Raw genomic sequence first — 22,572 nt, 5'->3', positions numbered from 1 at the left:
TCGTTGGAGCGAAGCACCACTTTCACCCGGATCGCGACGGGCCGGGTCTCTCACCTGCGCCTGCGTACCCGCCTGCTGATCATTCTCATGGTGATCTCGGGTCTGGGTCTCGCTGGCATGTCAGTCGCAGTGTGGGGGTTGACCCGCAACCAGATCTACGAGCGTGTCGACACTGACCTGTACCGCGGCCTCGACAGCTGGGGCCTAAGCCGCGGAATGGGCCCGGATGTGACCACCGCATCCAATCTGCCGACGGAGTTCATGCTGATCTATTTCAGCCCCGCCGGAGGGTACAGGATGATGAACACTTCCGACCGCATCCCTGACCTGCCCAATGTCGAGCGCGACCGGATGCCGCACACCGTGCGCGCTCTTCCTGTCGACCCGTCGGGCCCGCAGGAACCCAACCCGCCCATGTTCCGCATCATCGCGATCGAGGCGCCTGACGGGACGATCACCGCGGTAGCCAAACGCCTTGATGGGGAGAGGAGGATGTTGGAGGGGTTGGCGGTGATTTTGGCGTCGATAAGCGTCATTGTGCTGGCGATGATGGGTGCCGCAGGAACGATTTACGTGCGCCGCGCGCTGCTGCCGCTCAAAGAGCTGGAGAATACCGCGATCGCGATTGGCGACGGCGACATCAACCGCCGCGCACCCGCCTGGCCGCGCGACACTGAATACGGCCGGCTGAGCTTCGCAATGAACACCATGGTCAGCCAACTGCAGGAGACCCTCGACGAGTCGCGGCAGAAAGAGGAACAGATGCGCCGCTTCGTTGGCGACGCCTCCCACGAGCTGCGCACCCCACTGACCAGCGTGCGCGGTTACACCGAGCTGTACCGCGCCGGGGCGACCGATGACGCCGACATGGTCCTGTCCAAGATCGACGAAGAGTCCGGCCGCATGAAGCTGCTCGTCGAGGATTTGCTCGCGCTCACACGCGCGGAGGGGGCGCGGCTGAACATGCGCGACGTGGACATGCTCGAACTCGTCTGCTCCGTCGCGGACTCTGCGCGCGCGGCGTTCAGCGGCCGCAACCTGGCCGTGACGCACGAATCCAGCGACATTCCGCTCGTCTCAGGCGACCCAGACCGCTTGCACCAAGTGGTGCTCAACTTGATCAGCAACGCGTTCAAGCACGCGGGCGACGATGCCAACGTCACCGTGACGGTGCGCGACTACCTCGACCGTGTGTACGTCGACGTCGCTGACGATGGCATCGGCATGAGCAAAGAGGACGCCGCGCACATCTTCGAGCGCTTCTACCGCGCCGACACTTCCCGCAACCGCTCCAAGAGCGGCGGCGGGTCAGGGCTGGGGCTGGCGATCACCAAATCGATCGTTGAGCAGCACGGCGGCGCGATCAGTGTGGCTTCGGAGCAGGGCGTGGGCACGAAGTTCACGATCAGCCTGCCAAAGGCGGGCGCGCACACCGACGCCTAGACGGGTTTAGACGCGGCGGCCGTCCTCGCCTGTGCCCAGCTGCTCGCGGAGTTTCGCAGCGGCGTCGTCCATCTTCGCGTCGTCGGTCTCGTCGGCGCGCATGATGTTCTGCAGGCTGTAGCCGGACATGTCGTTGGCGGGGAAGACGTGAATGTGGGCGTGCGGGACCTCGAAACCGGCGATGAGGTAGCCGGCGCGTTCGGACCCGAACGCGTTGATCACGGCTTGGCCGACTTCCTGGGCGATATCGTTGGCGTGCGTCCACGTGTCGCTGTCGAGGTCGGTCCACTTGTCCACTTCTTGCACCGGGACGATCAGCGTGTGGCCGTACGCGACCGGCTCGATGGTGAGGAAGGCGGCGACGTGGTCGTCGCGGTAGACAAAGCGGCCGGGCAGTTCTCCGTCGATGATCTTGGTAAATACTGTGCTCATACCCGCCCAGGGTAGCGATAGAATTGGGCGCATGCGCATCCTTGTTATCGGCTCGGGCGGCCGCGAACACGCCCTTGTACATGCCCTGTCTGGCCACGAGGTTCATGTGGCGCCCGGCAACCCCGGCATGCAGGCGGAGAGGCATGAGGTGCTTGTCGACGATCGCAGTGCCGTCGTCACGCTTGCCCGCGACATCGATGCTGACCTGGTGGTCATTGGCCCTGAGCAACCGCTCGTTGCCGGTGTCGCGGACGCGCTGCGGGAGGCTGGCATTCCTGTGTTCGGACCGTCGCAGGAGGCAGCGCGGCTGGAGGGGTCGAAGGTCTTCGCCAAGGAGGTCATGGCGACTGCGGGCGTGCGTACGGCGCGGTCGAAGCGCGTGACCGATCCGGACCAGGTGAAGGTCGAGCTGAAGAACTTCGGCCCCAACTTCGTGGTGAAGGATGACGGGCTCGCCGGCGGCAAGGGCGTCGTGGTCACTGATGATGTCCGCGAGGCTGTCGCGCACGCTAAGGCCGTTATCGCCGACGGTAACCCAGTGCTGCTGGAGACGTTCCTGTCTGGGCCGGAGGTGTCGCTGTTTTGCCTTGTCGACGGCGAGACTGTCGTCCCCTTGCTGCCCGCTCAGGACAACAAGCGTGCCTACGACAACGACGAAGGCCCCAACACTGGCGGCATGGGCGCGTACGCTCCGCTGCCGTGGCTACCGGAGGACGGTGTGCAGCGCATCGTCACTGAGGTCGTCGAGCCGGTCGCGCGCGAGATGGTGCGCCGCGGCACCCCGTACTCGGGACTGCTGTACGCCGGGTTGGCGTGGGGTGCCGATGGCCCGTCGGTGGTGGAGTTCAACGCGCGCTTCGGTGACCCGGAGACCCAGGCCGTGCTCGCCCTGCTGGACACCCCGCTCGCGGATGTCCTGTACGCCACCGCCACCGGCGCCCTCGCCGACCTTCCGCCGCTGAAGTGGAAGGACGGCTACGCCGCGACCGTCGTGCTGGCCGCGGAGGGCTACCCGGAGTCGCCGCGCAAGGGCGACCCGATCACCACATCCGACCCCACGCTTCTCGACGATCCTTCCCGCGTCCTCCACGCCGGCGTCGCCGCACCCGCTACCTCTACCGACGATGCTGCGGCGCGATACGTCTCTGCGGGCGGTCGCGTGCTCAACGTCGTCGGCACCGGCGCCACTCTTGCCGACGCTACCGCAGACGCCTACCGCACCATCGAGCAGATCGAGCTGCCCGGCTCCTTCTACCGGAAGGACATTGCCTGCAAGGCAGTCGACGGCGAGATCTCGGTCTAGCTCTCCGCTTCGCCTGCTTTTGGCCGGTGGGGCGGCGGACCGGGTCTAAACTGGCAGGCGTGACTACCCCGAATAGCAAGCCAAAGAACGCCAACGTCCTGTCCAACCGATACGCTTCGCCGGAGATGGCGCAGCTGTGGAGCGCCGAGCACAAGATCGTCCTCGAGCGTCAGCTGTGGATCGCAGTCATGCGTGCCCAGCGCGACCTGGGCATCGATGTGCCGGAGGATGCCATCGCGGCGTACGAGGCTGTGGTGGACCGTGTCGATCTGGACTCCATTGCGGAGCGGGAGCGCGTGACGCGCCATGACGTCAAGGCACGCATCGAGGAGTTCAACGCTCTCGCTGGCCACGAGCACATCCACAAGGGCATGACCAGCCGTGACTTGACGGAAAATGTCGAGCAGCTGCAGATCTACCGCTCGTTGGAGCTGGTGCGCGGCCGTGCGATCGCGGTGCTCAACGCGATCGGCAACCGGGCGGCGGAGTACCGCTCGCTTGTCATGGCGGGCCGGTCTCACAACGTTGCGGCGCAGGCAACGACGTTGGGCAAGCGTTTCGCCTCAGCTGCCGACGAGATCCTCGTCGCCCTAGACCGCATCGAGGACCTGTTGGGCCGCTACCCGTTGCGCGGCATCAAGGGGCCGATGGGCACGGCGCAGGACATGCTCGATCTCGTCGGCGGGGATGAAGAGAAGCTCAACCAGCTCGAGGGCGCCGTCGCTGAGCATCTCGGTTTTGAGCGCGTCTTTGATTCTGTGGGCCAGATCTATCCGCGTTCGCTGGATTTCGACGCGGTATCTGCGCTGGTGCAGCTCGGCGCCGGCCCGTCCAGCCTGGCTACGACGATCCGTCTCATGGCCGGCAACGAGACGGTCACTGAGGGGTTCAAGGAGGGGCAGGTCGGTTCGTCGGCCATGCCACACAAGATGAACGCCCGTTCCTGCGAGCGCGTCGGAGGGTTCCAGGTAATTCTGCGTGGCTACCTCACCATGGTCGGTGATTTGGCGGGCCAGCAGTGGAACGAGGGCGATGTGTTCTGCTCGGTCGTGCGCCGCGTTGCGCTTCCGGACGCTTTCTTCGCCATCGACGGCATGATGGAGACTTTCCTGACCGTCCTCGCGGAGTTCGGCGCTTTCCCGGCGATGATCACTCGCGAGCTTGACCGCTACTTGCCGTTCTTGGCCACGACGAGGATTCTCATGGCGTCAGTACGCGCTGGCATCGGCCGCGAAACAGCGCACGAAGTGATCAAGGAGCACGCTGTCGCGATGGCGCTGGACATGCGTGAAAATGGTGCGGAGCAGAACCTCATTGAGAGGCTTGCTAGCGACGACCGTCTCCCCCTGACCCACCACGACCTCGAAGCAGCCCTGGCTGACCGCCACGCCTTCATCGGCGCAGCCGAGTCGCAAGTGGACAACGTGCTCGACCGCATCCAGGTCTGGGCACAGAAATACCCCGAGGCGGCGGGTTACGCCCCGGGGGACATTCTGTAGCAGCTGCGGGTGCTGCAATGACCGGTGCTGCGTCGGCGCAGCACCGGCGGGATTTACTCGAAGTAGACCTTGCCGTTGGGGAAGGTGGAGTCGGACTTGCCGAAGTTCATCTCAACGCCGGTGGCTTCGAGACCGGCGCCGCTGGACTCGGTGAAGGTGATGGTGGCACGCTTGTACTCCTTGCCTTCCTGCATGTCCTTGGTACTGGAGGGCATGCGGTCGGACTCGTGAATACCGCAGAGGGTCTCGTTGTCGCCGGAGATGTAGTTGGCTTGGCGGCCCTGCGGGCCGGTCGGGCTGAATCTCGGCGGGGTGAAGATCTCGGAGTCCTTGGCGGCGTCGCTCTCGCCGGCGCCGAGGTACTTGATGGTGGCGATGAAGCACTTGAAGCCGGTGTAGTCCTGGCCGGTCAGGCCGCCGCCGGCGTTGGTCTGGACCTCGTCGACGGTCATCTCCTTAGCGGGGTCGACGGTGACCTCGAAGAACAGCGGGGTCTCGGACTCGTAGCCGGGCAGGACGATGTCGACGGGCTCGCCCAGCTTGGCCTTGTCGCCGTCGTTGGCGGGGCTGAAGCCGGCGGGTGCGCCGGGGTATTCGGAGTTGGAGGATCCGGAGGTCCCCTCCGTGCTGGGCTCTTCGCTCTCAGCGGAGGCGGGGCCTTCTTCGGCACCTTCGTCGGTGGTGTTGTCTTCACCTTCGGTGGACTCCTCGTTGCCCGATGGGCCGAACGGAAGCTCCATCATGGAGCAGCCGCTCAGCGTCAGTGCGGAGGCAGTGAGGACGGACAGCAGTGCAGGGCGAACGGTTTTGTGTGTGATCTGGGTCATGGCGGTAATTATAAACAGTTTTAGTTGCGTCGCTGACTAACTGAATTTTTCCCACTCATTTTAAATAGTGGAGGCTAAGTTTTTCCCGGGCGTGCACACGACGCACGCCCTTCCATGAAGGCCGGTGGTGGGACGTGGGAAAGTGAACCGGCGTAGAGTCGCCAGCATGCGTCCTGAGCTTTCTGACTACAAGCATTTGTCTGCCGGCAAGGTCCGCGAGATCTACGAGATCAACGCGGACACCTTGCTCATGGTGGCCACTGACCGGATCTCAGCTTTCGATTATTCTCTCGACCCGGAGATTCCCGACAAGGGCAAAATCCTTACACTGACCAGTGCGTTCTTCTTTGACCTGCTCGCGGAGTTCCCGAATCACCTCGCCGGCCCGTTGGATGACGGGAGGATTCCGGAGGATGTGCTGGGGGGTTCTTTCGTCGTGAAGCGGTTGGACATGGTGCCGTTCGAATGCGTGGCGCGCGGGTACCTGACTGGCTCGGGCAAGAAGGAATATGACGCGACGGGCTCGGTGTGTGGCGTTGAGTTGCCCGACGGCTTGGTGGAGGCGTCGAAATTGCCGGAGCCGATTTTCACGCCGGCGACGAAGGCGGAGCAGGGCGACCACGATGTCAACGTCAGCTACGACTACATGGCGCGGGAGCTCGGCGAGGACTTGGCGTCGCGGCTGCGCGAGACAACGCTGGCGATTTACACGAAGGCGGCGCAGTACGCGGAGTCGCGCGGGATCATTCTCGCGGACACGAAGTTTGAGTTCGGGCTCGATGACAACGGCACGCTGGTGCTTGCCGACGAAGTTCTCACCCCGGACTCCTCCCGCTACTGGCCCGCGGATTCCTATAAGGAAGGGGAGGCGCAGCCGAGCTTCGACAAACAGTACGTGCGCAATTGGCTGAGCCAGAAGTCCGGCTGGGATGCGGATAGCGGCACACCGCCGCCGGAGCTGCCGGGCTCGGTGGTGGAGGCCACCCGCGAGCGCTACATCGAGGCCTACGAGCGTCTGAGCGGAAAGAAGTTCATCTAGATGCAGCAACCTAAAGCAGCGAAGCACCCCGTCACCCGCAGTTTCCACGGTCGCGATTTCGTCGACGACTACGAATGGATGCGCGACAAGGACAATCCGGAGACCATCGCGTACCTGGAGGCGGAAAACGCGTACACGCAGGAGCAAACGGCGCACCTGACCGAGCTCACCGACGCGATTTACGGCGAGATCAAGTCGCGCGTCAAAGAGACCGACATGTCCGTGCCGCAGCGCCAGGGCGACTGGTGGTACTACGGCCGCACGGAGGAAAGCAAGGATTACGGCATCAGCTGCCGCGTGCGTGTCGACGATTCCACCGACCCCTGGACCGCCCCCACCCTTCCCGCTGACGGCTCGGGTCTGCCGGGCGAGCAGACCATCCTCGATGGCAACGCTCTCGCCGAGGGCCACGACTTTTTCTCCATGGGCGCGTCGAGTGTGACCACATCGGGCCGCTACCTGGCGTACTCGGTGGACACGGCTGGTGACGAGCGCTTCGACCTGCGCATCAAAGACCTCGAAACGGACGAGCTGCTCGGCGACGTCATTCCGGGCGTCTTCTACGGCGCTACGTGGGCGGGGGAGAACTACCTCTTCTACACGCGTGTCGACGACGCGTGGCGCCCCCACCAGATCTGGCGCCACCGCCGCGGCACTGACGCTGCCGATGACGTGCTGGTCTACCAAGAGGATGACGAGAAGTTCGGTGTCGCCATCACCGCCGACCGGTCCGAGCGCTACCTGTTCCTCATTGCTTCGTCAACGCTGACGTCGGAGAACCGAGTGCTGCCGATGTCCGACCCCGAGGGCGAGTTCCAGCTGCTGTGGCCGCGCGAACCCGGCGTGGAGTACTTCGTCGACCTGGCCGTCCTTGGTGGCGCAGGCGATGGTGGGGACGCGGGTGCAAGCGGAGGGCGCGAGCACTGGGTGATCACGCATAACGCGCACGGCCCGAACTTCGCCGTCGGCACGTGCCGGGTGCCGGACGCGTCGGGCGCGGTGTCAAGCGCAGCAGCTGGTGCGCTGCCGCCGCTCCGAGAGCTCGATGAGCTCATCGCGCATGACGACGAGCGCCGCATCGAAGGCACCGACGTCTACCGCGACTTCATGTTCCTCGCTTATCGACGCGGCGGCATCGGCCGCCTCGCCGTCGCCGACCTCACCGGCGACGCAACCGGCGACGCAACCGGTGCCGCAGACGGTGGGTTCGGGGAGTTCAGGGAGCTGAAGTTCTCCGAGGAGCTCTACACTGCCGGGCTCGGCGGCCACCCGGAATGGGACACCCCCGTGGTGCGCGTGACCTATGGGTCTTACACACAGCCGTCGCAGGTGCTGGATTACCGCGTCTCTACGGGCGAGTTCACGTGGCTCAAAGAGCAAGAGGTCGAAGGCGGCTACGACCCCTCCGACTACATCGCGCAGCGCATGTGGGCCACGGCCGCCGACGGGACGAAGGTTCCGATGTCGGTGGTGAGGAGGCGGGATGTCGAGGTGGGCGTCGACAAGCACAAGCCGTGCTTGCTCTATGGGTACGGTTCCTATGAAGCATCGATGGACCCGGGCTTTTCCGTTGCACGCCTGAGCCTGCTCGACCGCGGCATGGTGTGGGTGTGCGCCCACGTGCGCGGCGGCGGCGAAATGGGCCGGCTGTGGTACGACCACGGCAAAGGCCTAGAAAAGATGAACACGTTCACCGACTTCATCGCCTGCGCCGACACCCTCGTGGAGGCGGGAGTGACCAGCTACGACCAGCTCGTCGCCGAAGGCGGTTCCGCCGGAGGCATGCTCATGGGTGCAGTGGCGAACCTTGCGCCGGAAAAATTCGCCGGCATCCAGGCGATCGTGCCGTTCGTCGACCCGCTGACCTCGATCCTCATGCCGGAACTGCCGCTCACCGTCGGCGAATGGGAAGAATGGGGCGACCCGTACCACGACCCAGAGGTCTACGACTACATGGCGGCCTACGCCCCATACGAGAACATCGAGCCCAAAGACTACCCGGACATCCTCGCCGTGACCAGCATTAACGACACGCGCGTGCTGTATGTGGAGCCGGCGAAATGGATCGCGAAACTACGCGACACCGCCACCGGCGGACACTTCCTGCTCAAGACCGAAATGGCGGCCGGGCACGGCGGCGTATCGGGCCGGTACGCGAAGTGGAAACAGACCGCGTTCGAGTACGCGTGGACGCTCGCGACCGCAGGCGCGGTGGAAACCTCGGACGCGGCCGAGACCGCTGTGGAATAATAAGTGCCTATGCCCGGCTACCTGCTTGTCTCCGTCTCGTCGATTTTTGACGAGACACGCAAAGACGTCCAGAAGCTCGTAGCCGACCTGGATGCGCGGCACATTCCGGTGTCGCTGCTGGTGGCGCCGCACATCGATAAGAAGTGGCACTTGGCGAAGGACAAATCGACCCGCAGCTGGCTGCACGACCAGATGGGGGCCGGACGGGGCTTGATTCTCAACGGATTCGACCAGCCGGTGCAGGGCCGCCGCGCGGAATTCGCCGCGCTAGAAGAGCACGAAGCACGGCTGCGTCTCAAAGGCGCGACCCGGCAGATGGCGAAACTCGGCTTCGAACTGGACACTTTCGCGCCGCCGCGCTGGCGGATGTCGGAAGGCACGCTCGTCGCGCTGCAGCACTTCGACTTCCGGCTCGCCGCGTCCGAGCGCGGGATTCACTTCCTGCGCAGCGGCGACATCGAATACGCCCGCAACCTGTCCGTCGGCGAAGGCTTCGGTGCGGCGGGCTGGTGGCGCCGTAACGTCATCAACGCGGCGGTGCGCAGCGCCAAGCGCGGCAACACGGTGCGTTTGTCGGTGTCAGGGCGCAACTTGGACTCGAAAAAGGTCCGCAACGACTTCGTCCAAGCCGCCGTCGAAGCCGCGGGCGAAGGACTGAAACCGGTGAACTACCGGGACTTGAAGAAGCCTAAGCGGTGATCCGGCGCCGCTGCGCGCCCCCGATGACGCGGCAGAGAAGGTAAATGCCGAACGAAATGAACGCGACGAACACGCTCACCGACACACCCGGGGCCAGCGACAAGATCATTCCGCCGACAGCGGCTGTCTCGGCGAAGAGGACCGACCACCACACCGCGTGAACAGGGTTCGCCGTGATGTGGGAGGCGGCCGCGCCGGGTGTGATTAGCAGCGACATGACCAGCAGCGCGCCGACGATCTGCACCGACTGCGCCGACGCGATGCCGACGAGCACCGCGAACGTGACCGACATCGCCCGCACCCGCACACCTGACGCGGCCGCCATGACGGGGTCGGCCGAAGCATAGAGCATCGGCCGCCACAGCACCGCCACCGCGACAACGACGAACACGGTCGTGGCGGCCAGGATCACGAGGTTCTGCCCCGACACGCCCACAATCTGCCCCGTCAGAAGCGACAACGCTCGGTTGGAGTTGCCGGGGTAAAGGTGGATGAACAGGACGGATAAGCCCATGCCGAAGCTCATCACCACGCCGACGGCGGAGTCCTGCTGGCCCTTAAACCCCAGCGCCGCCAGCACGATCGCGGCGACAACCGCGCCAGCGACCGCCCCGACGCCGACGTTCAGGCCGAACAGCAGCGCGGCTGAGGCGCCCATGAGCGCTAGTTCGGACGTCGCGTGGACGGAAAACGACATCTGGCGCAGCACGATCAGCGGCGCCATGACGCCGGAGAGCACGCCGAGCAGCGCGCAGGCGACGAGCGTGGCTTGAACGAAGTCGAGGGCGAGCAGGTCCCGGGTAGTCTCAAAGAATTCGGCCATCACAGCACCACCATTCGGCCGTTGGCTTCGACGACGTCGACATGCGTGCCGTAGAGCTCGCTGAGCACATCCGAGCGCATGACCTCGCCGACAGCGCCGACGACGTGGCCTTCCGGCCCCAAATACAGCACCCGGTCGACGACGCCCAGAAACGGGTTGATGGAGTGCGTCACGCACAGCACGGCGGCGTCGAGGCTGGCCAGGCGGTCGACGGTCTGCCGTTCGCGGGCGGGGTCGAGGGAGAGGAGGGGCTCGTCGGCAAGCACAAGCTCAGGTTGTTTCGCCAGCGCCTGTGCTTGACGGATGAGTTGCTGCTGGCCGCCGGAGAGCAGACCGACCCGTTTGTCGGCGAAGCTCGACGCGCCGACGGAGACGAGCAGCTCCTCGACAGCGTCGCGCGACGGCCGACGCGAGTGCGACAGCGCCAGCGACACCAAGTCGCGGCCTCGCACGGGCAGGTCCTGCGGAAACATCTGTTGCTGGGGGATGAAGCCGGTGCGGCCGCGGACGTCGATCGTGCCGGCGGTGAGGCGGCGCGTGCCCAAGATGGTGTGCAGCAGCGTCGATTTGCCCACGCCGTTGGGGCCGAGGACGGCGATGAATTCGCCGCGCTCGGCAGTCAGGTCGAGTCCCGACCACAAGGGCGCGACGGCGGCGCCGGTGAACTGCGCAATCACGTGGGGCAGCTTAACCGACGAAGCGGTCGATTTCGGCCTCGGGGCGTGGCTCGGCCTTTTCCACAACGGCGGCGATCTCGTCGACGACCTGCTCGAAGTAGTCGAGGAAGTTCATGCCCGCCGGCGGGGTTTCGCGGATTTCCACGATGGGCACGTTGTTCTTCTTCGCGGCCTCCACTAGGCGCTGGGTGGCGCCGTTGGTGCTTTGCGGGTTGACCACGAGGAAGTCGATCAGGCCGCTTTCAATCTCCTCGAGGAAGTCCGCGACGGCTTGCACCGGCGGCTCTGTGTGGTTGAGCGACGCCAGCAGGTACGGCTCGGGGGTGATGTCGTGCAGCTCGGTGCCCCAGATCAGCGGCGCGGCGATCGTCTCGGTCATCCCGATGTGCACGTGCGGCATCGCGTTCAGGCGCTGCTCAATCTCACCCATTCGCTTTTCGACGCTCCCCGCATCCCCACCAACCCTTTCCTCCACCTGCTTAGCCACATTCTTGACCTTGGCCGGGGACATCCAGACGTGCTCGAGCTCGTCGATGCTGCCGGGCAGGGTCGTGAACGTGTGGCCGCCGTGGTCGTGCCCCTCGTGCGCGTGGTCGCCGTGATCATGGCCGTCGTGGTCGTGCTCGTGGTCGCCGTGGACGTGATCGTGGTCGCCGTGCTCGTGGTCGCCGTGGAAGTGCAGCGGGACGGCGTGAATGATGCGGTCTTGTTCGGCGACGGTGTAGAGGGTGTCATCGTAATGCCCGCCGTTGGCGACGAGGGTGCCGGCTTCCTTCACGCGGGCGAGGTCGCGGGCGGTGGGTTCGAAGTAGTGGGGGTCGAGGGAGGCGTCGTTAATAATGGCGTCGACGTCGGTGCCGGTGACGGCGGAGGCGACGTCGGCCCACACGTTGGTCGTCGCAACAATATCGGCGGGGTCGGCGGCATTGGCGGAGTCGGAGCTAGCCGCGCCGCCGGCGGGGTCTGCAGAGTCGGTGGTGCTGGAGCAGCCGACGAGCGCGGCGCCGGCCAACGCGGCGGCGGAAAAGATAGAGAGGGTGGACTTGAGGGGCAGGGTAGATGTGCCGCGGGTGCGGCGGCGGGTGTGTTTCATGGTGAATATCCAACCAGTGTTGAAAACGGATTTCAATTCGTTCAGGAATATTCGGGCGGGTTTTCGGGCTGTGGAGTGTGTGGCGACGTCGGATATACTGGCCGAGTGTTTTCGCTGTCGTCAGGTGGCGTTTTGTTGTTTCTACTTCGCGGAGGATTCTCATGGCACGTGTCGTCGTCAATGTCATGCCCAAGGCTGAAATTTTGGACCCGCAGGGTCAGGCTGTGCACCGTGCGCTGGGGCGTATCGGTGTCGGCGGTGTCACGGATGTGCGCCAGGGCAAGCGTTTCGAGCTTGAGGTGGAGGATTCCGTGACGGACGAGGAACTTCAGCGCGTGGCCGAGACGCTGCTGGCCAACACGGTTATCGAGGACTTTTTCATCGTCCGGGAGGAAGCTAAGTGACCGCGACGATCGGAGTGATCACGTTCCCGGGCACGCTTGACGACGTCGACGCTGTCCGCGCCGTCCGCAACGGCGGCGCCGAACCGAAGCCGTTGTGGCACGCCGACGAGGACTTGACCGGGGTGGACGCGGTGATCGTGCCCGGCGGGTTTTCCTACGGCGACTACCTGCGTTCGGGCGCGATCGCGGCGATGGCGCCGATGATGCGCGCTGTCGTGGACGCGGCGAATAAGGGCATGCCGGTGCTGGGGATTTGCAACGGTTTCCAGATCCTCACGGAGGCGGGCCTGCTGCCGGGCGCGCTGACGCGCAATGAGGGGCTGCACTTCCACTGCGTGGACACCTACCTCGAGGTGGCCAACACCGAGACTGCGTGGACGAATGAGTTCACCTCCGGCTCCAAGATTCTTGTTCCGGCGAAGCACGGCGAGGGTCGCTTCCAGGCCGACCAGGCCACCATTGACGAGCTCGAGGCAGAAGGTCGCGTCGTGTTCCGCTACACGGACAACTTCAACGGCTCGATCAATTCCATTGCGGGTGTCACCAGTAAGAATCGTCGTGTGGTGGGGGTTATGCCGCACCCGGAACATGCCGTCGATACGCTCACGGGCCCGTCGACCGATGGCCTGGGGCTGATCCGCTCGGCGCTCAACGAGATTTCCAAGATTGGAGCGTAACTGTGGCCGTACACAATGACACCGTCGAGGCCGCGAAGGCATCGCCTGAGCAGGAGCAACCGTACGCCGCGCTGGGCCTGAAAGATGACGAATACGCTCGCATCCGCGAGATTCTCGGCCGCCGCCCCACCGATGCGGAGCTGACCGTGTACTCCGTGATGTGGTCGGAACACTGCTCCTACAAGTCGTCGAAAGTGCACCTGCGCTACTTCGGCGAGACGATGACCGAAGAGATGGGCGCGAAGTTGCTCGCCGGCATCGGTGAGAACGCCGGTGTGGTCGACATTGGTGACGGCAACGCGGTGACCTTCCGCGTTGAGTCCCACAACCACCCCAGCTACGTGGAGCCCTACCAGGGTGCGGCGACCGGTGTTGGCGGCATCGTGCGCGACATTATGGCGATGGGTGCCCGCCCGATCGCGGTCATGGACCAACTGCGCTTCGGTCCGGCTGACGCGGAAGACACGAAGCGAGTTCTGCCGGGTGTGGTGTCCGGCATCGGCGGCTACGGCAACTCGCTGGGCCTGCCCAACATCGGTGGTGAGACCTGCTTCGACGAAACCTACGCAGGTAATCCGCTGGTCAACGCACTGTGCGTGGGCACCCTCAAGGTCGAGGACCTCAAGCTCGCCTTCGCGTCCGGTAAAGGCAACAAGGTCATGCTGTTCGGCTCGCGCACCGGCCTCGACGGCATTGGCGGCGTGTCCGTCCTCGCCTCTGAGAGCTTCGAAGATGGTGCGGAGCGCAAGCTGCCCGCCGTGCAGGTCGGTGACCCCTTCGCGGAGAAGGTGTTGATCGAGTGCTGCCTCGAGCTCTACGCCGCTGACGTCGTCGTGGGCATCCAGGATCTAGGCGGTGCGGGACTGGCTTGCGCCACCTCCGAGCTGGCTGCTGCCGGCGACGGCGGTATGCGCGTCAACCTCGACGCTGTCCCGTTGCGCGCAGAGAATATGACTGCCGCAGAAATCCTCGCTTCCGAGTCGCAGGAGCGCATGTGCGCTGTCGTCGCGCCCGAGAACGTCGAGCGTTTCAAGGAGATCTGCGCCAAGTGGGACGTCAACTGCGCTGAGATTGGTGAGGTCACCGGCGAGGGCGACCGCCTAGTCATCGAGCACAACGGTGAGGTCGTCTTCGACGCTCCGCCGTCCACGATCGCCGACGAAGCCCCAGTCTACGACCGTCCCTGGGCTCGTCCGGAGTGGATGGATGAGGTGCAGGTGGCTGGTGACGTCGATAAGCAGGAAGACCTGGCGGACGCATGGCTGAAGATGGTCGCATCGCCGGCATTGTGCTCGCGCGATTGGATCACCGAGCAGTACGACCGCTACGTGCGCGGCAACACGGTGCAAGCGCGCCACGCGGACTCCGGCGTTTTGCGTATCGACGAATCCACCCGCCGCGGTGTCTCCGTCTCCGCCGACGCGTCCGGGCGCTACACCTACCTCGACCCCAACATGGGTGCACGGCTGGCGCTGGCTGAGGCCTACCGCAATGTCGTGGTCACCGGCGCACGCCCGGTCGCTGTGACCAACTGCCTCAACTTCGGCTCGCCGGAGAACCCCGACGTGATGTGGCAGTTCCGCGAGGCAGTCCACGGGCTTGCCGACGGCGCAGTAGAACTGAACATTCCCGTCTCCGGCGGCAACGTGTCCTTCTACAACCAGACTGGAGGCACCCCGATCCTGCCGACGCCGGTCGTCGGTGTGCTCGGCGTGATGGACGACGTGGCTGCATCCGTCAGCCCGCGCGTGGTCAATAACGGCGAGTCCGAGATCCTCGTGCTGCTGGGCGAGACCCGCGACGAGTTCGGCGGCTCCGTCTGGCAGGAGATCTCTGGTGCGCCGCTGCGCGGCCTGCCGCCGCAGGTCGACCTGGCCAACGAGGCGCGCCTGGCCGAATTCTTCGCGCCCGAATCCCCAGCCGCCGAAGATTCGGATCGCCCAGACGGTTCACCCGCCCGCGGCCTCACCGCCGCCCACGATTTGTCCGAAGGCGGGCTGGCGCAGGCTGTCTTCGAGATGATCAAGGAGACCGAGAAGGGCGCGCAGCTGGATCTGTCCGGCGTGCACGAAGACGCATTCACCGCGCTGTTCTCCGAGTCCGCTTCCCGCGTGCTCGTCGCGTGCAGCCCGGACCGCGTCGACCGCGTTGTCGCCGACGCCACCGAGCTGGGCATTCCGGTGGCCATTGTCGGCTCGACGAACCTTTCCGGTGACATCACGTTCGCTGACGGCACCGCAGCCGCCGGTCAGAGCGTATCTGTCGCGGCGCTGCGTGACGCGTGGTCGGCGACACTGCCTGGCCTGTTCGCGCACGCCGACGCCCCGAACTCTGCGGTGTAAACGCAGGGCTTTAACCGCATACTCCCCGGTACCCGCCTCACTTCGCAAGAGCGGTGGCCGGGGAGTTTCCTTTTCACGCAACGGGAAGTCCTGGCTGCATGTGACTAGGAGCGACAGGGCGGTTAGCCGCAGTGCGAATCGAACGCACGTTCGACGATAGGGCAAGTCGTGTCGGGCAGAGGTTTTAAAGTGCAAAAACCAATCCACTTGAACGTAGCTAAGGAGGGGCTTGAAGTGGATCTGAACAGTAAGCCGCCTTTCTCGAAGGGCGATATGAAGCGAGCCGGGAAAGCGCTCATGGCGGGCGAGGGTCTGGATGTTGAGAAGTACGCGGAGATCGTGGCCTGGCACCAGGACCTAATCGTGCTTATACGTGAAACGTGTGAGGGCGTGATCGCTCGCTACCAGGAAGAATATGGTGATAGCGACCATCTTCATTCAATTTCACGTGTGTTTGGCAGCGATCGCACGAAGAGCAAAGACACGCTCACCGCAAAGCTGGGACGTATCGGAATGAGTCTTGATTCGATACAGGATTTTGCAGGTGTCAGATACGATATCGAGGCGGGTTTGACCGCGCAAACTTATCTAGCTGGCCGTTTTGAATCTGTATTCTCTGACATGGGTGCCTCGGTGAATGTGCGTGATTACCGTCAGGACACCCAGCAGGGGTATCGCGCCATTCATCTTTGGTTGCGTATGCCAGCTGGCCGAGTGGAGATTCAACTCCGGACGTCATTGCAATCACGCTGGGCCAGCCTGAACGAGTTTCTTGGAGACAAAGTCGGGCGCTCGATCCGTTATGAGGAGCCTCAGGAGAGTGACTTCCCTGAATTGTTCGCGATCATTGAAAGGGTGCGTTTCTTCTCTGAAGCAATCCGGTCCATCGAGGAAAGGCGCGAGATGTTGCTGCGGGATCTGAGTGTGCAAGCAGATATCGCGGATGCTCTCGTTCTGCGCAACCTGCAGCGATCTGACCAAGAGACGGCAGAGATACTAGAATTGATGGCCGTAACCAGTTCCGAAATTGCCTACTTAGAAGCGAAACCTGCCTCACAGATGAAGGAGGGGGATGACTCATGATCGCCTATCTGATCGAGTACCACCGTCCAACGGGACGGCTCAATCTGACCCCGTATGAGGATGCTCATGAAGCATCGCGCGAGTGCATCCGTTTGGAAACAGAGCGGACTGACCCCGATCTTGAACTGGTCGTGATTCGTTCGGACAACATTGAGACTTTGCGCAGTACGCACGCCCGGTTCTTCATGGGTGAAGATGCTGTCATCCACGATCTCGTCCCCGCGAACGCCTAACGGCCAAACCAATCAAACAGGCCGGGGCTGGAGCGCTGCGAACCAGCGTTCAGGCCCCGGTCTTCCTGCTGCCAGAAACGTACGGGCTGGCCGTCTAGTCGATGGTCTGGCGGGCCGGGTTCGGCTCGACCAGCGGCATCGGCGCGTACTTCTGGCGCAGGTCCTGCAGGATCTGCGTGTGCTCCCAGAGGGCCTTGTCCTCGTCGGTGACGGGGGTGAACTGGCGGGCGGGCAGGGGGGTACCGTCCATGTCGACGGCCATGTAGGTGAAGGTGGCATGGATGGCGGTGGCCAGATTGTCGCGGCCGCCGCGGGGGTCGCCGGCGCGCACGTGCGTGGTCACGTTCATGGATTTGTTGCCGGTGCGTGTCATGCGCGCGTCGACTTCGATGAGGTCACCGATGGAAATGGGCTTGTAGAAGCGGATGCCGCCGGCGTAAACGGCGAAGGTGCGTTCGCCGGACCATTCCATGGTGCAGGAGGTGCCCACGGAGTCGATCCATTCCATGGCGGTGCCGCCGTGGACTTTGCCGCCCCAGTTGATGTCGGTGGGTTTTGCCATGAAGCGGTGGATGATGCGCGGGGCGTCGGAGTCGCCGTCGTAGGACTGCTTGAGCATTTCGGTTTCGATCTCGTCGCGCAGCTGGATGCGGGATTTCGCGGCTTCCTGGACGCGGCGTTCCTCGTCGGTGGTGGGCACGAAGGCGGGCACGGGCATGGATTTGCCGGTCTCGGGGTTCTTGGCCACGAAGATGACTAGGCAGTCGCAAGCACGGGTGAACACGCCTTCGCGCGGGTCGGCGGAGAGCACTTCGTTGACGATGTGCATGGAGGAACGCCCAGTCATGGCGATGCGGGAGCGCACCTCGACGATGTGGCCGGACGGGATGGGGCGGGTGAAGTGGATGTGGCCGACGTAGGCGGTCACGCAGTAGGTCGCAGACCACTGGACGGCGCAGGCGTAGGCGGCTTTATCGATCCATTCGAGCACGCGGCCGCCGGAGACTCCTTGGGATCCGGCGAGAACAACGTCGGTGGGAGCGGCCATGAAGCGCAGGGTGATGGAGGGGTCTTTGGTCGGCGTTACCTTCTCGGTCATTGCTCTGACTTTAGTCCTTGCTGGGTAAGCAGGCTGAGTCGGCCTAGGATGGGCGCCATGGCTCCGAAGAATGATCCTGTTGCGACGCGTGCGGCTGTTGAGGCGGTGCGCGGGTGGATCGAGGATCCGTCGCAGCCGCGTCCTCCGCGCGCCCAGCTCGCAGATGCTTGTCGACGCACCGCCCGCGCCCTCGCCGACGAACTCCCCGGTCACACTGTGGAAGTTCGGGTCCCACCGTTCGTGGCGGTGCAGTGCGTGGAAGGGCCGAGGCACACCCGCGGGACGCCGCCGAATGTGGTGGAGATGGCTCCGGAGGTGTGGCTGCAGCTGGCGACGGGGCAGGCTGAGTTTGCGGAAGCGGTCGCTGACGGCCGGGTGAGCGCCTCCGGTTCGCGGGCCGGTGACGTGGCTGCGGGCCTGCCGGTGGTGAGGTTCTGATTGCCCCTCTACGCGGGTGATCCACTAAAGTTATGCAGGTGCAGAACCCGATGCTGAATCTGGAAGCAGACGAGCCCGAGCCACGCGAAGAATGCGGTGTGTTCGGGGTGTGGGCGCCCGGGGAGGACGTGTCGAAGCTGACGTACTTCGGCCTGTTCGCCCTCCAGCACCGCGGCCAGGAGGGTGCCGGCATCGCGGTGGGCGACCAGGGGCGCATCGTGGTCTTCAAGGACAGCGGACTGGTCTCCCAGGTTTTCGATGAGGCGATCCTCGACGCGTTGCAGGGCGACGTGGCGATCGGCCACACCCGCTATTCCACAGCTGGTGCGCAGAGCTGGGAGAACGTCCAGCCGATGTTCCGGACCTCGCCGAACGGCACCGATGTGTCGTTGGCGCACAACGGCAATCTGACGAACTACGCGACACTGCGCGATGCGGCCGTCGACCGCAAGCTCGTCCCGCGCGACGGCGTTGACGGGCAGGGTTCTTCGTCCGACACGGCTGTTGTCAGTGCCTTGCTTGCCGACGGAGTGACCGGCGAGCGCACCCTGCTCGATTCCGCCCGCGAACTGCTGCCGCAGATTAAGGGCGCTTTCTGTCTGGTGTTCACCGACGGCCACACGTTGTACGCTGCCCGTGACCCGCACGGTGTGCGCCCGCTGTCGCTCGGCCGACTGGAGAAGGGCTGGGTCATCGCCTCTGAAACGTCAGCGCTGGACATCACGGGCGCTTCTTTCGTGCGCGACATCGAGCCTGGCGAGCTCATTGCGATCGACGCCTCCGGCATCCACACCGAGCGCTACGCCGAGCCGACGCCGAAGACCTGCGTATTCGAGTACGTCTACATTGCCCGCCCCGATTCGGTCATTGAGGGCAAGACAGTCAACGCGGCCCGCCTGGAGATTGGCCGTAGGTTGTCGCATGTGGCGCCGGTGGATGCGGACGTCGTCATGCCTGTGCCGGAGTCGGGCACTCCCGCCGCGATCGGGTATGCCGAAGAGTCCGGTATTCCGTTCGCGCAGGGCCTGATGAAGAACGCGTATGTAGGGCGCACGTTCATCCAACCGTCGGACACGCTGCGCCAGCTGGGCTTGAGGTTAAAGCTCAACCCGGTGCGCGAGATCATCGAGGGCAAGTCGCTCGTGGTCGTGGACGACTCCATTGTCCGCGGTAACACGCAGCGCAAACTGATCCGGATGCTGCGTGAAGCGGGCGCTGCCGAGGTGCATGTGCGCATTGCCTCCCCGCCGGTGAAGTGGCCGTGCTTCTACGGCATTGACTTCGCCAGCCCGGGCGAGCTGATTGCTAACAACGCCGGCGGGGATGATGCCGCTGTCGCCGAGAACATTTGCCGTGTCATCGGTGCGGATACACTGGCATTCGTCTCGATCGACGACATGATCGCCTCCACGGAGCGGCCCGCGGCAAGCCTGTGTGCGGCCTGCTTCGACGGCCACTACCCGCTGGGCCTGCCGGAGAACAACGTGAACGCGGATGCCGTGCGCCGCATTCAGGAAGGGATGTTTTAAGCCATGACCACCCCCGAGTCGGAAGTCTCCTACGCCGCTGCCGGCGTCAACATTGAGGAAGGCGACCGCGCTGTCGAGCTGATCAAGGACCACGCCAAGCGCGCCACCCGCCCCGAGGTCCGTGGTGGCCTGGGAGGCTTCGCCGGTCTCTTCGCGCTGGGTAACTACAAGCAGCCGCTGCTCGCGGCTGGTTCGGACGGTGTGGGCACGAAGCTCGCCGTCGCCCAGGCGATGGACAAGCACGACACCATCGGCATCGACCTGGTGGCCATGTGCGTCGACGATCTTGTGGTCTGCGGCGCGGAGCCGCTGTTCCTGCAGGACTACATCGCGGTGGGGAAGGTGGTGCCGGAGAAGATTGCCGATATCGTCGGCGGCATCGCCGAGGGCTGCGTCCAGGCCGGATGTGCTCTGCTCGGCGGGGAGACTGCGGAGCACCCGGGCGTCATGGGGGAGAACGAGTACGACGTGTCCGCCACCGCTGTCGGCGTGGTGGAAGCTGAGGAGGTGCTCGGCCCGGACCGCGTGCGCGAGGGGGATGTCATCATCGGCATGGCCTCCTCTGGTCTGCACTCCAACGGCTACTCGCTGGCCCGCCACGTCCTGCTGGAAAAGGCCGGCCTGCCGCTGGACGGCCACATCGAGGAGCTGGGTCGCACCCTCGGCGAGGAGCTGCTGGAGCCGACCCGCATCTACGCCCTGGATTGCTTGGCGTTGGCCAACGAGTGCGAGGTGCGCACGTTCTGCCACGTCACCGGCGGCGGCCTGGTGGGCAACATGGAGCGCGTCATCCCCGAAGGCAAGGTCGCGGAAATGCACCGCGCAACATGGAGCCCGCCGGAAATCTTCCGCACGATCCGCTCTGTGGGCAAGGTGCCGGACACCGAGATGGAGAAGACCTTCAACCAGGGTGTCGGCATGGTCGCCATTGTTGCGCCGGAGGACCGCGACCGCGCGCTGGCGATGCTCACCGCCCGCCACGTCGAATGCTGGGAGCTCGGCGAAGTCCGCGGCGCCACCGACGCAGACGAGGGAGCACGCGCTGTGCTTGTGGGATCCCACTCTTTCTAAAATTTTTCTGCGCTGCTCGTGTGGCCGTGTTTGCGCAGGCGGCGGCTGTGTGCGCGTTAATTTGACTCGCACGCTATTATGGCTTGCAGGACAAATTTTTAAGATATGAAAAGGGCCGCCGAATTCCCGAGCCGCCCTTTAGGACACCTCAAGGGGGTCACGCCATGGGCCGCGGACGCGCCAAAGCAAAGCAGACCAAGGTTGCACGCCAGCTGAAGTACAACACGCCTGACATGGATCTGGATTCGCTCCAGCGTGAGCTTGCAGGCGAGCCCACCCGTTCCGAGTGGGATGAGGATGACTCCGACGACTACGAGGTAGACCCGCAGTACGCTGAGTACGCGGACTGGGATCCGGAGGACGACGCGCAGCGTCGATAAGCCCGCTTACGCGCACCCCGCTTTTATTTGGCGGGGTGCGTTTTCGCGTTGCCGCGCAGCTTATTGACGGCCACCCGCCCCGCCCGCTGGCCCTCATCCGCAGGGAGAGAGTCAGGGTCCACGGACGCGGAAATGACCACTAGGTCGGCGGTGGCTTCCGCGCTGTCGGTAGATTCGGCGCCGCCTGGGACGCTGCCCGCGAGGATCTCCAACTGCGCGCCGATCGCCGCGGCGGGGCCCGGTGTGGCCGGAGCGTTGAGAGCAGACCGCTTCACCAGTGCCAAGCCGATCGGCCCGTAGTCGCAGTCCTGCGCGACGGAGCCGAGGCGTCCGACGGTGCGCCCGCCCATGGTGATGGTGTCGCCGGGCTGGGGGTCGACGGGGGCGGAACCGTCGATATGCAGCATGACCAGAAGGCGCGGGGAACGTCCGAGGTTCTCCACACGCGCGACGGTCTCCTGGCCGCGGTAGCAGCCCTTGTCCAGGTGCACGGCGCCCAGGTTGCCGCCCCGGGCAATGAGCGTGTGCACTTCGTGCGGGATGGATTTGGCGTCGAGGTCTGCACGCTGCTCTGGTTCGAGAGCCTTGATGCGCTCGGCTGTGAAGGTCATGATGCCGGCGGGTGCCAGTGCCGCGCCGTCGGCACCGGTGAGCGCGCGGAACGCGTCCATCAACTCCTCGCGCGGGACGGCGATGTCGACACGCCGCGGGCCGCGCCAGTCGACCGTCCGCACGAAAGCGGGCGGGGTAGCGAGCACGGCGGCTGGGTCGAAGGAAGACGGGGCGCCGAGCACGGTGAGGATGGCCAGGTCCGCCTCTTCGACGGTGACGTCGGACCAGAAGATCATCTTGGTCAGGAAGTCGAGAAAGGTCTCGAAGGCGTAGGAGGGGACATCGAGGTAAAAGGCGTCCTCAGTGCGGGTGACATCGGCGTGGTGGAGGATTCGGCCCTGCATGTCCAGGTCGAGGGCGGCGGCGGTGAAGCCGGGGGAGACATCGTCAAGCTTCTGCGAGAGCAGGTTGTTCAGGTACACCGGCGCGTCGGGTCCGGCGACGCGGATGACGCGGCGGTGGCTGCGGTCGATGACCACCCCGCCGCGTTCGACTGCGCGTTGTTCGCGCAGGGGGTCGCTGTAGTGGGAGGGGACGCCTGCGGCGTCGATAAGCGATGCGTCGGGTAGTTCTGTGGCGCCGCGCACGGCGAGGATAGGCGAACGGTAACTCACCTGTC

General features: G+C 64.7%; 22 protein-coding genes. 15 read left to right on the top strand and 7 right to left on the bottom strand.

The genetic code is table 11. The features are described from left to right. Nucleotides 1-3 precede the first annotated feature (3 nt). The gene (locus KBX07_RS09215; RefSeq protein WP_005288620.1) at nt 4-1,443 is read left to right on the top strand and encodes a cell wall metabolism sensor histidine kinase WalK; all 1,440 of its coding nucleotides are present in this window, start codon (nt 4-6) and stop codon (nt 1,441-1,443) included. 6 nt (nt 1,444-1,449) lie between these two features. On the opposite strand, the gene KBX07_RS09210 is transcribed toward KBX07_RS09215, so the two are convergent. Then, nucleotides 1,450-1,875, bottom strand: a complete 426-nt coding sequence (locus KBX07_RS09210) for an HIT family protein (RefSeq protein ID WP_256023889.1) — start codon at nt 1,873-1,875, stop codon at nt 1,450-1,452. A gap of 31 nt (nt 1,876-1,906) precedes the next feature. On the opposite strand from KBX07_RS09210, the gene purD reads away from it, so the two are divergent. Both purD and purB read left to right on the top strand, forming a co-directional pair. Continuing rightward, nucleotides 1,907-3,178 carry a phosphoribosylamine--glycine ligase gene (gene purD / locus KBX07_RS09205; protein ID WP_256019002.1) on the top strand — a complete coding sequence of 424 codons (1,272 nt, stop codon included), beginning with the start codon at nt 1,907-1,909 and terminating at the stop codon, nt 3,176-3,178. 59 nt (nt 3,179-3,237) lie between these two features. Next, nucleotides 3,238-4,677 carry an adenylosuccinate lyase gene (gene purB, locus KBX07_RS09200; protein ID WP_256023888.1) on the top strand — a complete coding sequence of 480 codons (1,440 nt, stop codon included), beginning with the start codon at nt 3,238-3,240 and terminating at the stop codon, nt 4,675-4,677. A 53-nt stretch (nt 4,678-4,730) separates the two neighbouring features. Here purB and KBX07_RS09195 read toward each other — a convergent pair whose 3' ends face one another. Next, the gene (locus KBX07_RS09195) at nt 4,731-5,504 is read right to left on the bottom strand and encodes a hypothetical protein (RefSeq protein WP_005288632.1); all 774 of its coding nucleotides are present in this window, start codon (nt 5,502-5,504) and stop codon (nt 4,731-4,733) included. 166 nt (nt 5,505-5,670) lie between these two features. Between KBX07_RS09195 and KBX07_RS09190 the strand changes: the two genes are divergently transcribed. The 3 genes from KBX07_RS09190 to KBX07_RS09180 are packed head-to-tail and all read left to right on the top strand — an operon-like array spanning nt 5,671 to nt 9,492. Continuing rightward, nucleotides 5,671-6,543 carry a phosphoribosylaminoimidazolesuccinocarboxamide synthase gene (locus KBX07_RS09190; protein WP_256023886.1) on the top strand — a complete coding sequence of 291 codons (873 nt, stop codon included), beginning with the start codon at nt 5,671-5,673 and terminating at the stop codon, nt 6,541-6,543. Next, complete coding sequence (locus KBX07_RS09185) at nt 6,544-8,793, top strand: S9 family peptidase (RefSeq protein WP_256023885.1); 2,250 nt, start codon at nt 6,544-6,546, stop codon at nt 8,791-8,793. A gap of 9 nt (nt 8,794-8,802) precedes the next feature. Beyond that, the gene (locus KBX07_RS09180; protein ID WP_256004555.1) at nt 8,803-9,492 is read left to right on the top strand and encodes a DUF2334 domain-containing protein; all 690 of its coding nucleotides are present in this window, start codon (nt 8,803-8,805) and stop codon (nt 9,490-9,492) included. Here the strand turns inward: KBX07_RS09180 and KBX07_RS09175 are convergent. From KBX07_RS09175 to KBX07_RS09165, 3 genes are read right to left on the bottom strand one after another with little or no spacing between them, the layout of a single operon-like run. Further along, nucleotides 9,482-10,315, bottom strand: a complete 834-nt coding sequence (locus KBX07_RS09175) for a metal ABC transporter permease (protein WP_256004556.1) — start codon at nt 10,313-10,315, stop codon at nt 9,482-9,484. The genes KBX07_RS09180 and KBX07_RS09175 overlap by 11 nt on opposite strands. Continuing rightward, on the bottom strand, nt 10,315-10,992 hold the full coding sequence (locus KBX07_RS09170) for an ATP-binding cassette domain-containing protein (protein ID WP_256023883.1): 678 nt from the start codon (nt 10,990-10,992) through the stop codon (nt 10,315-10,317). Before KBX07_RS09170 ends, KBX07_RS09175 begins: the two co-directional genes overlap by 1 nt. 10 nt (nt 10,993-11,002) lie before the next feature. Then, entirely contained in the window at nt 11,003-12,085 is a 1,083-nt protein-coding gene (locus tag KBX07_RS09165) for a metal ABC transporter solute-binding protein, Zn/Mn family (protein WP_305083441.1), read from the bottom strand. 161 nt (nt 12,086-12,246) lie between these two features. Here KBX07_RS09165 and purS point away from each other — a divergent pair, with 161 nt between their 5' ends. The 5 genes from purS to KBX07_RS09140 all read left to right on the top strand — a co-directional run bounded on the left by purS (nt 12,247) and on the right by KBX07_RS09140 (nt 16,824). After that, nucleotides 12,247-12,489 (top strand): phosphoribosylformylglycinamidine synthase subunit PurS, encoded by a 243-nt coding sequence (gene purS, locus KBX07_RS09160; protein ID WP_256004559.1) that lies wholly within the window; start codon nt 12,247-12,249, stop codon nt 12,487-12,489. Next, nucleotides 12,486-13,166 carry a phosphoribosylformylglycinamidine synthase subunit PurQ gene (gene purQ / locus KBX07_RS09155; RefSeq protein ID WP_256023882.1) on the top strand — a complete coding sequence of 227 codons (681 nt, stop codon included), beginning with the start codon at nt 12,486-12,488 and terminating at the stop codon, nt 13,164-13,166. The genes purS and purQ overlap by 4 nt, the downstream gene beginning before the upstream one ends. Nucleotides 13,167-13,168: 2 nt before the next feature. Beyond that, entirely contained in the window at nt 13,169-15,508 is a 2,340-nt protein-coding gene (purL, locus tag KBX07_RS09150; RefSeq protein WP_256023880.1) for a phosphoribosylformylglycinamidine synthase subunit PurL, read from the top strand. Between the two features lie 234 nt (nt 15,509-15,742). Beyond that, the gene (locus KBX07_RS09145; protein WP_256004561.1) at nt 15,743-16,591 is read left to right on the top strand and encodes a hypothetical protein; all 849 of its coding nucleotides are present in this window, start codon (nt 15,743-15,745) and stop codon (nt 16,589-16,591) included. Next, nucleotides 16,588-16,824: a hypothetical protein gene (locus tag KBX07_RS09140; protein ID WP_255995498.1), complete on the top strand. Its 237-nt coding sequence runs from the start codon at nt 16,588-16,590 to the stop codon at nt 16,822-16,824. The genes KBX07_RS09145 and KBX07_RS09140 overlap by 4 nt, the downstream gene beginning before the upstream one ends. Before the next feature lie 94 nt (nt 16,825-16,918). Here KBX07_RS09140 and KBX07_RS09135 read toward each other — a convergent pair whose 3' ends face one another. Further along, nucleotides 16,919-17,923, bottom strand: a complete 1,005-nt coding sequence (locus KBX07_RS09135) for an acyl-CoA thioesterase (RefSeq protein ID WP_256023878.1) — start codon at nt 17,921-17,923, stop codon at nt 16,919-16,921. Between the two features lie 57 nt (nt 17,924-17,980). Between KBX07_RS09135 and KBX07_RS09130 the strand changes: the two genes are divergently transcribed. From KBX07_RS09130 to KBX07_RS09115, 4 genes are all read left to right on the top strand, one after another. Further along, a complete protein-coding gene (locus tag KBX07_RS09130) occupies nt 17,981-18,361 on the top strand; it encodes a sterol carrier family protein (protein WP_256019011.1) in 381 nt (126 codons plus the stop codon). 32 nt (nt 18,362-18,393) lie between these two features. Beyond that, nucleotides 18,394-19,890 (top strand): amidophosphoribosyltransferase, encoded by a 1,497-nt coding sequence (purF, locus tag KBX07_RS09125; protein ID WP_256023877.1) that lies wholly within the window; start codon nt 18,394-18,396, stop codon nt 19,888-19,890. 3 nt (nt 19,891-19,893) lie between these two features. Further along, nucleotides 19,894-20,961 (top strand): phosphoribosylformylglycinamidine cyclo-ligase, encoded by a 1,068-nt coding sequence (gene purM / locus KBX07_RS09120; RefSeq protein ID WP_256023875.1) that lies wholly within the window; start codon nt 19,894-19,896, stop codon nt 20,959-20,961. A gap of 164 nt (nt 20,962-21,125) precedes the next feature. Then, nucleotides 21,126-21,341 carry a DUF3073 domain-containing protein gene (locus KBX07_RS09115; protein ID WP_005288680.1) on the top strand — a complete coding sequence of 72 codons (216 nt, stop codon included), beginning with the start codon at nt 21,126-21,128 and terminating at the stop codon, nt 21,339-21,341. Nucleotides 21,342-21,364: 23 nt separating this feature from the next. Here the strand turns inward: KBX07_RS09115 and KBX07_RS09110 are convergent, their stop codons facing one another. Beyond that, nucleotides 21,365-22,567 carry a folate-binding protein gene (locus tag KBX07_RS09110; RefSeq protein WP_256023874.1) on the bottom strand — a complete coding sequence of 401 codons (1,203 nt, stop codon included), beginning with the start codon at nt 22,565-22,567 and terminating at the stop codon, nt 21,365-21,367. Between the last annotated feature and the right edge of the window lie 5 nt (nt 22,568-22,572).

This window comes from Corynebacterium sp. CCUG 70398 (assembly GCF_024454055.1).
GTDB lineage: Bacteria > Actinomycetota > Actinomycetes > Mycobacteriales > Mycobacteriaceae > Corynebacterium > Corynebacterium genitalium.
This window is presented reverse-complemented; position numbering and strand designations above follow the sequence as displayed.

Bases quoted from the DNA above. Each gene is read 5' to 3' on its own strand.
- KBX07_RS09210 (WP_256023889.1), bottom strand. From the start codon at position 1,875: ATGAGCACAGTATTTACCAAGATCATCGACGGAGAACTGCCCGGCCGC.
- purD (WP_256019002.1), top strand. From the start codon at position 1,907: ATGCGCATCCTTGTTATCGGCTCGGGCGGCCGCGAACACGCCCTTGTA.
- KBX07_RS09195 (WP_005288632.1), bottom strand. From the start codon at position 5,504: ATGACCCAGATCACACACAAAACCGTTCGCCCTGCACTGCTGTCCGTC.
- KBX07_RS09190 (WP_256023886.1), top strand. From the start codon at position 5,671: ATGCGTCCTGAGCTTTCTGACTACAAGCATTTGTCTGCCGGCAAGGTC.
- KBX07_RS09185 (WP_256023885.1), top strand. From the start codon at position 6,544: ATGCAGCAACCTAAAGCAGCGAAGCACCCCGTCACCCGCAGTTTCCAC.
- KBX07_RS09180 (WP_256004555.1), top strand. From the start codon at position 8,803: ATGCCCGGCTACCTGCTTGTCTCCGTCTCGTCGATTTTTGACGAGACA.
- KBX07_RS09175 (WP_256004556.1), bottom strand. From the start codon at position 10,315: ATGGCCGAATTCTTTGAGACTACCCGGGACCTGCTCGCCCTCGACTTC.
- KBX07_RS09165 (WP_305083441.1), bottom strand. From the start codon at position 12,085: ATGAAACACACCCGCCGCCGCACCCGCGGCACATCTACCCTGCCCCTC.
- purS (WP_256004559.1), top strand. From the start codon at position 12,247: ATGGCACGTGTCGTCGTCAATGTCATGCCCAAGGCTGAAATTTTGGAC.
- KBX07_RS09140 (WP_255995498.1), top strand. From the start codon at position 16,588: ATGATCGCCTATCTGATCGAGTACCACCGTCCAACGGGACGGCTCAAT.
- KBX07_RS09135 (WP_256023878.1), bottom strand. From the start codon at position 17,923: ATGACCGAGAAGGTAACGCCGACCAAAGACCCCTCCATCACCCTGCGC.
- KBX07_RS09130 (WP_256019011.1), top strand. From the start codon at position 17,981: ATGGCTCCGAAGAATGATCCTGTTGCGACGCGTGCGGCTGTTGAGGCG.
- purF (WP_256023877.1), top strand. From the start codon at position 18,394: ATGCAGGTGCAGAACCCGATGCTGAATCTGGAAGCAGACGAGCCCGAG.
- purM (WP_256023875.1), top strand. From the start codon at position 19,894: ATGACCACCCCCGAGTCGGAAGTCTCCTACGCCGCTGCCGGCGTCAAC.
- KBX07_RS09115 (WP_005288680.1), top strand. From the start codon at position 21,126: ATGGGCCGCGGACGCGCCAAAGCAAAGCAGACCAAGGTTGCACGCCAG.